Below are 13,234 nucleotides of genomic sequence, written 5' to 3'. Positions count from 1 at the left end.
CGCCCGGTCCCGTTCCGAACCCGGAAGCTAAGCCCCATCGCGCCGAGAGTACTGCGGGGCCAGCCCGTGGGAGGCCAGGGCGCCGCTGACCGGTGGACGGCACCGAGCCGTCATCCAGACTGAAGAAGGGGAGGCCTCGCGGCCTCCCCCTTTTTCGTTTCTCAGGCAATTTGTCTCACATAGTAGCTGTGTTTTATAACCCTCGTTTGTCGCATCTTCTTTGAACGGGCTACAATATCGTAGTCTGTGTAGCATGGAGGTGAACATGGCTGAAGCTGGTATCGGCGTTGATATCGTCGAGATTTCCCGAATGAAATCAATTCTTGAGAAGACTCCGTCGTTTGCCCGGCGCGTGTTTACCGATGAAGAGCGTGCGTATTGCGATGCGTCGTCTCGCCCTGCCGCTCATTATGCCAGCCGCTTTGCCTCTCGCGAAGCGGTACTTAAGGCACTTGGAACGGGGTTTAGTCAGGGCGTTGGACGTAAGGACGTTTCCGTAACACGCGATAGGCTCGGCAAGCCAAAGGCTCTGCTTTCTGGTCGCGCTCTCGAAATCGCCCAGGATTTGGGTGTTGTCGAGGTTGCTCTTTCTATTACCCTTACGGGTGACTTGGCTGTCGCTAATGCCATTGCGATCACCGAGGATGCTCGACCTAAGCCTAAGGAAGAAAAAATGAGCACCAAGGAGCGCGTTGCCCAGACATTTAAAGAGGCTCGTTCTGTATTGGATGAGCTTGAACAGCTGCAACAATCTGCTTTGTCGGAGCATTTGATCGATGATCCGCAAGATACGCAAGGAGCATAGATGAAACCGGTTTTGAGTACCGAGGAAGTCGTTCGCCTCGAGGATATCATCGAGCGCGAGGGCACCTCGAAGGCCGAGCTCATGGAGTTGGCAGGTGAATTTGCCGCCAACGAAATTTTAAAGCTCAACCCTGATCGCGTTCTTGTGCTGGTCGGCTTTGGCAACAATGGCGGTGACGGTTGGGTCGCTGCGGATATCCTGACCCATAAGGGCGTTGATGTTGATATCGTTTCTCCAGTTGAGCCGGATGAGATTCCTGCTGCCCTTGCTCGTCACGTTGCCCGTCGCACCGCCGGTCGCGACGTTCATGTGTGCGTTGGGCCTTCGCGAGACGAGCTAGAGGTTCTCATTAACAAAGCGGATGTCGTGGTCGATGCTATTTTTGGTACCGGTTTTCACGGCAACCTTCGTGCGCCGTTTTCTATTTGGATTCCTACGGTTAACGAGTGCGCCGATTACGTTGTTTCTATCGATGTTCCCTCGGGCCTGAATGCCGAGACGGGCGTTGTGGATGACGACTGCATCCGTGCCGAGCGTACCGTGACGATGATTGCCCCTAAGATCGGCCTCTACAGCGCTGACGGTCCGGAGTATGCTGGCGACCTGGTGTGTGGCGGTCTGTACGACCGCCTCGACGAAGTCATCGATGATGTCGATCATGCTGCCGAGATCGTTGAGCCCGGTGATCTGGTGGACTACTTTGCCCCGCTGCCCACGAATATCGATAAGTATTCGCGCGGCTCTGCGCTCATCGTTGCCGGGTCGGCACAATATCCTGGTGCCGCCATCATGGCCGCAAAGTCTGCCGCTCGTGCTGGTGCCGGTTATGTGGCCGTTGCGACGCCCGATGCGTGCGCCAACCTTATTCGTATGGCGCTCCCGTCGATTCCCGTTTTCGCCATTCCGTCTGATTCCCGTGGATCTTTTGGTGCTGCTGCGCGTATGACAGTGTGCGAGATTGCTAAGAAGTACAGCTGCGTTGTGTGTGGGCCTGGCATGACGACGTCTGCCGGATCGATGCAAGTCGTTTCGGGCCTGCTTGAGCTCGATGTGCCGCTTATCCTAGATGCAGATGCGCTCAACTGCCTTGCCAAGATTGCAATCGACGGCATCGACAGTAATCCCGAGATGTACCGTCGCGAGCAGCCGCTCGTTATGACGCCGCATTATCGCGAGCTTTCGCGTCTCGTTGCCGGCGACGAGGTCAATGATCTTGGCACTGCTATTGCCGCTGCTCAAAAGATTGTCTGGGCTGCCGGTTCCGATAATCTCGTTGTTATCGCTAAGGGTCCGACGACGGCCATTTGCGGCGTCGAGCGCGTGCTGCTGCCGCTTTCGGGCCCAGCGTCGTTGGCGACCGCTGGCTCGGGTGATGTCCTCGCAGGTATCCTTGCAGGAACGCTTGCGACCATGCGTGACGAGATGGACCGTTGGGAGCTGCTGTACTCGTATGCCGTCGCACTCCACAGCTATGCCGGCTTTGCTGCGGCGACGGAGTATGGCGAGAAGAGCGTTATCGCGACCGATCTTATCGACTTGATCGGTCCCGCCATGGAATTGGCGGCAAAGGATGCGCTCGATGATCTGGGAATCATGGACGAAGGGTCGGATGACTAATCATGAATAAAGCCGATTTGACGCGTTGGTCCTGGGTCGAGATCGACCGCGGGGCGCTCCGCCGCAATACGAGGGCCTATAAGAACTTGCTAGATCCGCGTCAGCGCCTGTGCTGCGTGGTTAAAGCCGATGCTTATGGTCATGGAGCCGTCGAGTGCGCCAAGATCATGTATTCGGCCGGTGCCGACATGTTTGCCGTGGCGACGGTCAGCGAGGGTATTGAGTTGCGCCAGGGCGGAATCACCAAACCCATCCTGATTCTAAGCGAGCCTCCCATCGAGGCTATTCCTTCATTGCTCGAGTTCGATATCATGCCCTCGGTCTATACGTCCGATTTTGCTCTTGCGTATGGTGAATGTGCCGTCGCGGCGGGCAAGGTGGGCAAGTATCATCTTGCCATCGAGACGGGTATGAACCGCATCGGCGTTCACTACACGCAGGTGCTCGACTTTGTCCGCGGTATTAATTTCCATCGCGGTATTCAGTGCGACGGCGTATTTACGCACTTTGCCACGGCCGACGAACCATCGGGTTGGGACTACAAGCTGCAGTGCCAGCGCTTTACCGAGGCCGTTCAGGCCATTAAGGATGCGGGTTTTGAGTGCGGCATCGTGCACTGTGCCAACACGCCGTCCTCGATGCTCGACCCCTCGATGCATTTTGATATGATTCGCGCTGGCGTTGGCTTGTATGGCATGCAGCCGTGCGAGCTGAGCGGCCGCGTGATGCAGCTTGATCCCGTTATGAGCGTTCATGCGCGCGTGACGCGCGTGGCGCATCCTGCGATGGGCGAGGGCGTAGGCTACGGTTTTACCTACCGCGTACCGCGCACACGCGTTCAGATCTGCACGCTGCCGATCGGATATGCCGACGGCCTTTCGCGCACGCTTTCCAATCGTATGGACGTGCTGTATCGCGGTGAGCGCGTGCGTCAGGTCGGAAATATCTGCATGGATCAGTTTATGGTTGCCATTCAGTCCAACCCGGCTCACGAGATTCCCGAGGCCGAACATGGCGACGAGATGATAATTATCGGTCGCGATGGCGATGCCGAGATTACCATGGATGAGATGGCGCGCCTGCGCGGCACGATCAACTACGAGGTCGCCTGCGGCTTTGGCATGCGTCTCGACAAGGTCTACGTGTAGGAGCCGCTATGGGCGTTATGCACATCCCCGGCCATAGCCATCAGGCGCCGCGCGAAGTTGCACTCGAGGAGATCGAGGCCGTCCTGGGCGATTGCCGCCTTTGCCAGCTTTACCAATCGCGCCACAATATCGTGTTTGGGGTGGGAAACCCCCGCGCTCGCGTGATGTTTATTGGTGAAGCGCCGGGCCGTAACGAGGATTTACAGGGCGAGCCCTTTGTGGGGGCGGCGGGTGAAGACCTCAACGGCATTCTGTCCCTGGCGGGCCTTAAGCGTGAAGATGTCTATATCGCCAATGTGCTTAAATGTCGCCCGCCGGGAAACCGCAATCCGCGTCCCGAGGAAGTGCTTGCTTGCTCACCGTTTTTGCGCGAGCAGATTCGAAGCATTTGGCCCGATATCATCGTGACGCTCGGCAATCCCGCAACGCACTTTGTGCTCAAGACCGAGATTGGCATTACCAAGCTGCGCGGCAGGTTCCATCAGATGGGGCACTTTGTGGTGATGCCGACGTTTCATCCCGCGGCGGCGCTGCGCAATCCGGCGTGGCAGGAGTTGCTGGAGGAAGACTTTAAGATGCTGGGCGACTATCTGGTGCGACACCCCGCGCCAGAGGGCGCCTCGGAATAATAAGGAGCGTATATGTCCCTGGAGCGCCTGGGGCTAGGTACCTACAAAACGGCTCGTACTGCCGATACGGAGCATTTTGGCGAGTTGGTCGCACCGTGTCTAGAAAATGGCGATGTGCTGATACTGACCGGCGGCTTGGGCGTGGGAAAGACCCACTTTACCAAGGGCGTTTCGCGCGGCTTGGGCGATGAGCATATGGTCACGAGTCCTACGTTCGCGCTCATGGCCGTTCACGACCAGGGGCGTATTCCGCTGTTCCATTTTGATCTGTACCGCTTGGAGCATGCCTACGAGCTCGAGGATACGGGCATTTTTGACGTGCTCGGCTATGAGGGCGCTTGCTTGTTGGAATGGGGCGAGCAGTTTCAGGACGAGCTGACGGATGAGTATCTCTCGGTGACGCTTAGGCGCGATGAGGACGATAGCGACGTGCGAACGATCGCGCTCGAGGCGCACGGCGAGCGCGCGATGGAGCTTTTCGATTTGATTGATAAGGCTGTACAAGATGAGCTTGCATAACGACAACGCGCTGGTAGTGGCGCTCGATACATCGACCGACATGCTTGCCTGCGCGGCAAGCTGGATTGATGAGCAGACGGGCGAGGCGAAGCTGGTGAGCGGGGACCATCTGTGTCGTCGCCATGCCAACGTGGAACTTGTGAATACCGTCGATGACGTGTTGGCGCAGGCCGGGCTGAATCGCGGCGATGTCGGCTGTTATGTGGTTGGACGCGGCCCGGGTTCGTTTACGGGCGTTCGCATTGGCATCTCGACCGCCAAGGGTCTGGCGCGCGGTGCTAACGTGCCGTTGCTGGGCGTGTCGACACTTGACGCTTGCGCCTGGACGGCGTGGAAGGCTGGCGTGCGCGGCAAGCTTGGTGTTCTTGCCGACGCCATGCGTGGTGAGGTGTATCCGGCTCTGTACGTGCTGGGGGACGAAGGTCCCGAGCGTCTGTTTGAGCGCGAACACGTGGTCAAAGCCGCCGTGGCGCTTGATGAGTGGCGCCAGGCCGCGGACTGGAGCCAGGTTAAGCTGACTGGTGACGGTCTCGTACGTTATGGCAAGCTGCTGAGTGAGGACGAGACTGCGCGCTGCGTGGAGCGAGACCTGTGGTGGCCCTCGGGCGAGGGCCTTCTGATGGCGCACGCCGCGGGCGACGGTAATCCGGCTCGCGTTTTGCCGATCTACACGCGTCTTTCGGATGCCGAGGAAAATGAGCGTAAGCGCCTTGGGCTTGCCGAGAGCGCCCAGAGCGAGATTACGGGTGTTGCCGACGAGCTCGCCGGCCGCCATCTGCAGTTCCGTCCCATGGGCGCGGCGGATGCCGAGGGCGCGAGCGCATTGGAGGCCGCCTGCTTTGAAGGCGCCGGACACGAGGCGTGGACGCCGGGCATGTTCCTGTCCGAGCTGGGCGAGGGCGTTGCCGCGCCGCGTAGCTGGTGGGTGGCGCACGACGACGGTCAGCTGCTGGGACTTGCCGGCGGCATGGTCGTCGACGGTGACGTTCAGATTATGGACGTCGCGGTTGATCCTGCTCATCGTCGCGAGGGCATTGCCCGCAAGCTGCTGTCGCACGTGAGCTATGACGCCCAGATGCTCGGCTGCACCACTGCTTCGCTTGAGGTTGAGGACGGCAACGAGGGTGCGATTGCGCTCTATAGCGCCTTGGGCTTTACCGAGGCGGGTCGTCGCCGTGGCTACTACGGCGTCGGCAAGGATGCCATCGTCATGACGGCGTCGCTGCCCCTGGTGCTTCCTCTCGACAATGCCTCGCCCGAGCCAACGGCTGCCGAGCAGCGCGTCTGGCCGCTGCCTGAGCCCGAGCGCACCGCCGAGGAGCGTGCCGAAATCGAGCGCCGTCGCCTAGTTCTTGCCATCGAGAGCTCTTGCGACGAGACTGCTGTTGCGATTATCGATGCGGACGGCAATATGCTGGCCAACCAGGTGTCGACGCAGATTGATTTTCATGCTCGCTTTGGCGGCGTGGTGCCCGAGATCGCCTCGCGCAAGCATGTCGAGGTGATTGTGAGTGTCGTAGATGCGGCGCTTGAAGATGCCGCGGTATCGCTTGGCCTTGAGGGTGGAGCGATTGCGCCAAGTGAGCTTGCCGCCGTGGGTGTGACGCAAGGCCCGGGCCTGGTGGGTGCCCTGGTGGTGGGCGTCGCCTTTGCCAAGGGCTTTGCGTATGCTGCCGGTAAACCGCTCGTGTGCGTCAATCATCTGGAGGGTCACCTGTTCGCCAACCTGCTGGCGCAGCCCGACCTTAAGCCGCCGTTTATCTTTACGCTTGTCTCGGGTGGGCACACCATGCTCGTGCACGTAAAGGCATGGGGCGACTACGAGGTGCTTGGCGAGACGCTGGACGACGCCGTGGGCGAAGCCTTCGACAAGGTTGCCAAGGCGCTGGGTCTGGGCTATCCCGGCGGCCCCATCATCTCCAAGCTCGCCGAGACGGGCAATCCCCGCGCGATCGATTTTCCCCGTGCGCTTAACAGCAGGGGAGACTACCGCTTCTCACTTTCGGGCCTCAAGACGGCGGTGACGCTCTATATTGAGCAGGAGACCAAGGCTGGGCGCACGATTCACCTGCCCGACCTGGCGGCTTCGTTTGAGGCGGCGGTCTTTGACGTGCAGTACAAGAAGGCCAAAAACGCCCTGCACGCCACCGGGTGCAAGGAGTATTGCATCGGCGGCGGCGTCTCGGCCAACCCGCATCTGCGCGAGATGATGATTAAGAAACTCGGGCGTCAGGGGATTCGCGTAACGGTGCCGCCTCTCTCGGCCTGTACTGACAACGCCGCCATGATTGCGGAGGTCGCTCGCCGCAAATTCGACCGAGGTGAAATCTCGCCGTTCGACGTCGACGCCGATCCAAACATGACGCTGTAGTCGTATGGGTGCGGTCTCCGACGCTGCCCGGGCGCCAGCGGCCGCATATGAACTTTCCTGCTCTACAGTCCTGCTCACGACGGAGGCCACATTAAGTGGCCTCCTGTTCGTGCGGAACTCGCGATAAAGTTCATATGCGGCCGCTGGCGCCCGGGCAGCGTTGGGAACCTTTCTGTATCTATGCAGCTACTGAGCTGGATCGGCGTCGACAACGTCCGGCAAGGTTAACAGGTCAGCGTCAAATTTCCGGCGTGCTTTAGCTGAAAGAAACCTACCTGATAATCGACTCAATATCTCGGCTTTTATATAGCAGTCGGCGGACTTCCATGACGTCGTCGATGACGACATAAAAAACCATGTAGTTGCCAACGTAGAAGCGGTAATACGGGTGCAACCGTCTTCTTGTCGAAGGGTATGTTGGTGACATGGTTGGATTCTTGAGATGCTCGAGTATGCCTGCTTCAACATTGTCGACAAGCCTATTTGCTGCAGCGGGGTTATTGAGATCAAAGGCGATATATGACGCTGCTTGGCTGAGGTCCTCCCAAAATAGGGGAAGATAGCGGAGCTTATAGTGCCTGTTCATCGAGACCGCCGTCGAGCATTTTTCTGACAGAGCCAAAGACATCGTCGTGTGTATAGCGAAGTTGCATGCTGGCAGCCTGACGATCAGCGGCATCAAGTGCGCTCTCGATTGTATTGCTCAGCGACTTGTACTGCTCAAAGCTCATGACGACCATAGAGCCCCGCCCGTTTTTAGTTAGAAAAACCGGACCCTCCTGTTCGACTTCGCGTTCAACATCCGGGTAGTGATTTCTAAGATCTGAGACCGGCCTAATATTCACAGCTACCTCCTGAGCTATCAGGATATTATCGTAATTATGATAACAGAGTTGAGATTTGGGATGGGAACTCCTCGGGGGCGGGGCGGGCGCCTGCCGCCATATATGAACTTTATCGCGAGTTCCGCACGAACAGGAGGCCACTTAATGTGGCCTCCGTCGTGAGCAGGACTGCCCGAGCAGGAAAGTTCATATATGGCGGCAGGCGCCCGCCCCGCCCCCGAGGAGCATCTCTCAAGCAAAAACTGTCGTGGGGTAAAGTCCGAGGTCAGTGACGTTTTATACCGAGAAATTCAAATAAAGTTGAAAATTCATTACATATTTGCGTTGACTTTAGGCAACTAAAGTTTCATACTCCTTTTCATCCACTGGGGGATGTGAACACGCACGGATCGTTCGCATCATGATTGAAGAGGATTTCTTAGACATGTTCACGCATCAGCTAAACATTATCAGCGTAGTAATTATCTGATGCGGATTAGCACATACAGCTAGCCCGTACGATAACGGGCGGCTGATGAAGATGAGGGCCGTCGAGCGCAACCGACGGCCCTCATTTTTTATGTCTAGGAAGTTCTTTTTAGAGGAGGAAATGTAATGAACGGAGTTTTGCTCATGGTTGTGGCCGCGGCGGTGCTCGCCTGCGGCTATCTGGGCTACGGCCGCTGGCTGGCTAACAAGTGGGGCGTTGATAAAGAGGCCCTCACGCCTGCCAAGCGCATGAAGGACGGCAAGAGCTTCTCGCCCGTCTCAGCCTTCACCGCGTTCTCGCATCAGTTCAGCTCGATCTGCGGTGCTGGCCCTGTTACGGGTACGATCGTCGCCATGGCCTTCGGCTGGCTGCCCGTCGTGCTCTGGGTCCTCGTCGGCGGCATCTTCTTTGGCGCCGTTCACGACTTTGGCGCCCTGTACGCTTCGATGAAGAACAACGGCAAGTCCTTGGCTCAGCTCATCGAGAAGTACATCGGCAAGACCGGCCGTCGCCTGTTCCTGCTGTTCTGCTGGCTGTTCTGCATCATCGTCATCGCCGCTTTTACCGACATGGTCTGCAAGACGTTCATGTTCACCCCGGTCGTTGACGCCTCTGGCGCTGCCACCGGTGCCATCGACTTCACCAAGTCCTATGCCGCTGGCTGCGCTGGCACCATCTCCAGCCTGTTCACCTTCGTCGCCATGGCCTTTGGTTGGGCTCAGAAGAAGTTCAACCTCACCGGCGCTGCCGAGTTCGTCACCGGCGTGGTGCTCATGGTCCTCATGTTCGCCGTCGGTATGCAGTTCCCGGTTTACCTGGACAAGTTCCAGTGGTTCGCCGTCGTCATGGTCTACCTGGTCTTTGCCGGCGCCATGCCCATCCAGATGCTCAAGACCCCTCGCGACTACCTCACTTCCATCATGATGATCGTCATGATTGTCTGTGCTGTCCTCGGCATCGTCGTCCTGGGCGTTAACGGCCAGGCCACCATCACCGCTCCGGTTTTCACCGGCTTTAGCAATGCCTTGGGCATGATGTTCCCGGTCCTGTTTGTCTCCGTTGCCTGCGGCGCTCTCTCCGGTTTCCACAGCCTCGTTTCTTCGGGCACCTCTTCCAAGCAGGTCGAGAAGGAGCAGGACGCCGTCAAGGTCGGTTTTGGCGCCATGATCGTCGAGTCCTTCGTCGGCATCCTCGCCATCATCGTCGCCGGCATCATGTTCTCCGACATGAACACTGCCGGTACCGGCGCTTTCAACGCCGGCGTCGCTTCCACCCCGTTCCAGATCTTCGCTGCTGGCATTTCTCGCGGTATGCAGGCCTTCGGCGTTGACGGCACGCTTGCTACCGTCTTTATGACCATGAACGTCTCCGCTCTGGCCCTGACCTCGCTCGACGCCGTCGCCCGCATCGCCCGCACCTCGTTCTCCGAGTTCTTTGCCCAGACCAACGACGCCCTGGCCATCGAGTCCAAGGCCGGTTACATGAAGGTCCTCGGCAACCCCTGGTTCGCCACGGTTGTCACCCTCCTCCCCGGCCTCGCCCTCGCCTTTGGCGGCTATGCCAACATCTGGCCGCTCTTTGGTGCTTCCAACCAGCTGCTCGGCGGCATGACCATGATCACCCTTGCCGTGTTCTGCAAGTGCACCGGTCGCAAGGGCTGGATGCTCTACGTGCCCGTCGCCTTCCTGCTCTGCTGCACCTTTACCTCGCTGGTTCAGAGCGCCATGGGCTGCATGGCTGCCGTCCAGGCCTACGGCTTCTTCGGTACCATCCCGGCTACCGCCACCACGGCCGCCGTCTCCGTCGCCGCCACCAAGGGCCTGCAGCTCGTCTTTGCCGTCCTGCTGATGGTCCTGGGCCTCATCGTTGCCGTCAACTGCCTCAAGGAGCTCTTCGGCAAGGAGGCCGGTTCCATGCCCGACGAGGAGCCCGAGTGGTCCGAGATGGGCAAGGCCGAGTATGGTCGCGCTGCTGCTGCCGAGGCTCCCGCAGGCGCCGAGGCCGCCAAGGCCTAATCGACCTAACGGATTGAACGTCACATCTATATGACTCGGAAAGGCCGGGTCCGCAACTGCGCGGGCTCGGCCTTTTTTCCATGCAATAGCTAGTGTGCCCGGGTGTTCTCGCAGATGTTTTGCGTGGATAGGGGCGTGCGTTGTACCATATAGACGTATATGTGTACATATGAAAGGGGCCCCGTGGCCAAGACGGTATATTCCGATAACCAAAACAACATCGATGCCCTGGCTGAGCGTCTGAGCAGCCAGACGTCGCTTTCTGCCGAGCGTGCCAAGCTGGTTGCCTACGACCTGCTCTGCCGCAAGGCGCTCAAGATCAAGTCGAGCGCGCTGGCACAGATTTTCCGTTCCGTCGATAAGGAATGTGACACCAAGGCGATGCGCGATGAGCTTATCGCGGCAAAGATCGTTACCAAGATCGAGGGCAGCGGCGTTAACGGGCGCCCAGCGTTCTATACCATTAATGCCGAGATTCGCGATGTCCAGGAGCAGCCTGCCGAGGCTGACGAAGAGGCCGTCGAGGACGTTGTCGAGGCGCCTGTTGCGGTGGAAACGGCTCCGCGCGAGAACGTCGACACCGATGAGCTGCTTGACGAGAGCGTCGTTCGCGCCTTTACGGCCAAGGCGGGCCGCGGCGGTTTTGGCGGGGGCGGCAAGCGCGATGCGCAGCGCCGTGCCCAGCAGGAGCGCTTCCGTCGCGCCGTGGCTCAAAAGGATGCGACGGATGTCGAGCCCGTCGAGGATGAGGCTGTTACCGAGCCGCAGTGCGCCGCTGAGGTCCAGGAGCCCAAGCGTCGTCGCGGTGCTCACTTTAAGGCCGAGCAGGGAGGTGTTGTGTGCAACGTTCAGGAGTCCGTCGAGGCTGCTGGTTCACCCGAGGAGCCCGTCAAGAAGGCTCCGGGTTCATGCCGTCCCGGACGCGGCTTTATGGGTCGTGCGTATCCCGCAAGGCGTCAAGAAAAGACCGACCAGGCTCCCGCTGCACCAGCGGAGAAGGCTGAGAAGGCTGCCGAGCCGATGGTCCGTGAGCAGAAGCCTGTTGAGCCGCGGCCTGCGGGCGATGTCGAGCCCCGAGGCCAGCAGTCTGCGGGCGAGAAAGCGGGGGAGAGCGCTTCGAGCAAGCCTCGCCGTCGTCGTCACCGTGGCGGCCGTGGCTCAAATGCCGAATCCGTGGCCGAGCAGGCAGCGGGGCAAAACAAGGATGCGAAGGCTGAGATCCCGGCGGAGCAGCCCAAGCGCCAGCCAGTAAAGGGGGGCAAGCCTGAGCGTTCGCAAAAGGGCTCGTCCGCGCCAAAGCAAGAGCGCAATACTCGGACAGATTCCAAGTGCAAATCCCAGACGCAGCCCAAACCGACTGCAAACGATGCGACTGCCCAGCAGCCTGAGTCGACCGCTCATGGCGAGGTTTCGGCGTTTGCTCTGGCCCGTGTCCTGGGCAGGCAGCTGCTCAAGGTCGTTCCCACACCTGCTGCACTCTCCAATATTAAGGAGCAACAGACTCAAATCGTTAAGGTTGAGGGCAAGGACGGCAAAAAGGTTTCGCAGCGCACTCAGCACAACGAGATGTCCAACCGCAAGATTGCCGAGGAGATTGCGATCATCCAGGCTTGGATTGAGCAGAATCGCGGTGCCGACACGCCGGTCGCTTCGCGTCGCCAGCGCGCCTACCAGATTTTTAACGATGAGAAGGCCTTTGACGGTAAACACGGCGAGCGCTTGATTCGGCGTATGACCGAAAAGGGCATCAGCATGCAGGCGATTAAGGTCGCCCCCAACCGCCCCGTGCACTTTACGGGCTTCTTTACGCTGGGCGCCGACAAGCCGTTCATTATGGTCGAGAACCTAGACACCTATGACGAGATCGTCAAGCTCCTGCGCGGCCGCAAGCACGCTAAGCTTTTTGGCACCAAGGTGGGTGGCGTGATCTTTGGCGGTGGCTGCAAGGCGAGCGTCTCGCACGCACTGGATGATTATCTGGCCGAGATCGGCTATCGCTTTAACTATGTCTACTACGTGGGCGATATCGACCGAGAGGGTGCGCGCATCGTCGAGCAGGCCCGCAATGCCAATGTGGTTGAGATTCGCTTGCATGCCGGCATGTATCGTGCCATGCTCGCCGAGCACAAGCGTCGCGTGAAAGCTGGCGGCGAGTGCGAGCCTGCGGCTGCCAATCAGGGTGTGCCGCAGAATTTGGCGGCGACGATCAAGGATCTGCCTATGGTCACGCGCGTACAGTTCCGCAATGTGCTGCGCGAGGGAGGTCGCATTCCGCAGGAGATTCTGATGACCGCCGACTATCGGGATGGCGACTCGGGAAGCTTCGACCGCATGCTGAACAATTAGGGACGCGTGGCCCCGGCGGGCCGGGCATTAAGTTTGCTGCTCTGCAGTCCTGCGCAAGACGAAGGCCACATTAAGTGGCCTTCTTTGCGTGCGGAACTCGCGACAAACTTAATGCCCGGCCCGCCGGGGCCACGCGCCATTTTGTAGATGACGGCTCGCTTTTCGGAACGGGGCTGATATTTCTTGATGTAAGGCGCTCTTGGTCCTTTCGGGCTTGGGGCGTCTGTCTTTTGAGGGTGGATGAGCCGGTACTTGGTGGCGTTCCTTTAGTGCCGGCACTTTGGGAACGTCCCCAAGTGCCGGTTGAGATACGGAGAGCCCGTTGTTGATATGGGACGGAGGGATTCCGCGTCCGCCTGCCGGCGGCCGCGCCCCGCTGCGTCGCTCCGCTCCTTGCGTGCTGCGCTGGAAAACGCTTCGCGTTTCCTCAGCTCCGCACCCTTGCGGGTTCGAATCCCTCCGCATGCCCA

The 13,234-nt window shown here is 59.3% G+C and carries 10 protein-coding genes and 1 rRNA gene; 9 read left to right on the top strand and 2 right to left on the bottom strand.

Annotated features, from left to right (window positions below; all coding sequences use genetic code 11):
* From rrf to tsaD, 7 genes are all read left to right on the top strand, one after another.
* Window positions 1–91 (top strand): 5S ribosomal RNA (gene rrf, locus ACTQXM_RS08485); the annotation flags it as partial.
* A gap of 174 nt (window positions 92–265) precedes the next feature.
* Window positions 266–805 (top strand): holo-ACP synthase, encoded by a 540-nt coding sequence (gene acpS, locus ACTQXM_RS08480; protein ID WP_427728961.1) that lies wholly within the window; start codon window positions 266–268, stop codon window positions 803–805.
* Entirely contained in the window at window positions 806–2,422 is a 1,617-nt protein-coding gene (locus tag ACTQXM_RS08475; RefSeq protein WP_441064224.1) for an NAD(P)H-hydrate dehydratase, read from the top strand.
* Window positions 2,423–2,424: 2 nt separating this feature from the next.
* Window positions 2,425–3,570 (top strand): alanine racemase, encoded by a 1,146-nt coding sequence (alr, locus tag ACTQXM_RS08470; protein WP_154515162.1) that lies wholly within the window; start codon window positions 2,425–2,427, stop codon window positions 3,568–3,570.
* A gap of 8 nt (window positions 3,571–3,578) precedes the next feature.
* Window positions 3,579–4,199, top strand: a complete 621-nt coding sequence (locus tag ACTQXM_RS08465) for a uracil-DNA glycosylase (RefSeq protein WP_154515160.1) — start codon at window positions 3,579–3,581, stop codon at window positions 4,197–4,199.
* Window positions 4,200–4,211: 12 nt separating this feature from the next.
* Window positions 4,212–4,718, top strand: coding sequence for a tRNA (adenosine(37)-N6)-threonylcarbamoyltransferase complex ATPase subunit type 1 TsaE (tsaE, locus tag ACTQXM_RS08460; protein ID WP_441064225.1), 507 nt, complete (start codon window positions 4,212–4,214; stop codon window positions 4,716–4,718).
* The gene (tsaD, locus tag ACTQXM_RS08455) at window positions 4,705–7,089 is read left to right on the top strand and encodes a tRNA (adenosine(37)-N6)-threonylcarbamoyltransferase complex transferase subunit TsaD (RefSeq protein WP_427728954.1); all 2,385 of its coding nucleotides are present in this window, start codon (window positions 4,705–4,707) and stop codon (window positions 7,087–7,089) included. Before tsaE ends, tsaD begins: the two co-directional genes overlap by 14 nt.
* A 271-nt stretch (window positions 7,090–7,360) precedes the next feature.
* On the opposite strand, the gene ACTQXM_RS08450 is transcribed toward tsaD, so the two are convergent.
* Together ACTQXM_RS08450 and ACTQXM_RS08445 are read right to left on the bottom strand one after the other, a co-directional pair.
* Window positions 7,361–7,675 carry a type II toxin-antitoxin system RelE/ParE family toxin gene (locus ACTQXM_RS08450; RefSeq protein ID WP_154515154.1) on the bottom strand — a complete coding sequence of 105 codons (315 nt, stop codon included), beginning with the start codon at window positions 7,673–7,675 and terminating at the stop codon, window positions 7,361–7,363.
* Window positions 7,659–7,934 (bottom strand): type II toxin-antitoxin system Phd/YefM family antitoxin, encoded by a 276-nt coding sequence (locus ACTQXM_RS08445; protein WP_152077364.1) that lies wholly within the window; start codon window positions 7,932–7,934, stop codon window positions 7,659–7,661. The genes ACTQXM_RS08450 and ACTQXM_RS08445 overlap by 17 nt, the downstream gene beginning before the upstream one ends.
* 594 nt (window positions 7,935–8,528) lie before the next feature.
* Here ACTQXM_RS08445 and ACTQXM_RS08440 point away from each other — a divergent pair.
* Window positions 8,529–10,418, top strand: coding sequence for a carbon starvation CstA family protein (locus ACTQXM_RS08440; RefSeq protein ID WP_441537586.1), 1,890 nt, complete (start codon window positions 8,529–8,531; stop codon window positions 10,416–10,418).
* Between the two features lie 183 nt (window positions 10,419–10,601).
* Complete coding sequence (locus ACTQXM_RS08435; RefSeq protein WP_441537585.1) at window positions 10,602–12,764, top strand: hypothetical protein; 2,163 nt, start codon at window positions 10,602–10,604, stop codon at window positions 12,762–12,764.
* Window positions 12,765–13,234: the final 470 nt, after the last annotated feature.

The organism is Collinsella sp. LCP19S3_D3 (assembly GCF_052121455.1).
Lineage (GTDB): Bacteria > Actinomycetota > Coriobacteriia > Coriobacteriales > Coriobacteriaceae > Collinsella.
This window is presented reverse-complemented; position numbering and strand designations above follow the sequence as displayed.

Bases quoted from the DNA above. Each gene is read 5' to 3' on its own strand.
- ACTQXM_RS08440 (WP_441537586.1), top strand. From the start codon at position 8,529: ATGAACGGAGTTTTGCTCATGGTTGTGGCCGCGGCGGTGCTCGCCTGC.
- alr (WP_154515162.1), top strand. From the start codon at position 2,425: ATGAATAAAGCCGATTTGACGCGTTGGTCCTGGGTCGAGATCGACCGC.
- ACTQXM_RS08475 (WP_441064224.1), top strand. From the start codon at position 806: ATGAAACCGGTTTTGAGTACCGAGGAAGTCGTTCGCCTCGAGGATATC.
- acpS (WP_427728961.1), top strand. From the start codon at position 266: ATGGCTGAAGCTGGTATCGGCGTTGATATCGTCGAGATTTCCCGAATG.
- ACTQXM_RS08450 (WP_154515154.1), bottom strand. From the start codon at position 7,675: ATGAACAGGCACTATAAGCTCCGCTATCTTCCCCTATTTTGGGAGGAC.
- tsaE (WP_441064225.1), top strand. From the start codon at position 4,212: ATGTCCCTGGAGCGCCTGGGGCTAGGTACCTACAAAACGGCTCGTACT.
- ACTQXM_RS08465 (WP_154515160.1), top strand. From the start codon at position 3,579: ATGGGCGTTATGCACATCCCCGGCCATAGCCATCAGGCGCCGCGCGAA.
- tsaD (WP_427728954.1), top strand. From the start codon at position 4,705: ATGAGCTTGCATAACGACAACGCGCTGGTAGTGGCGCTCGATACATCG.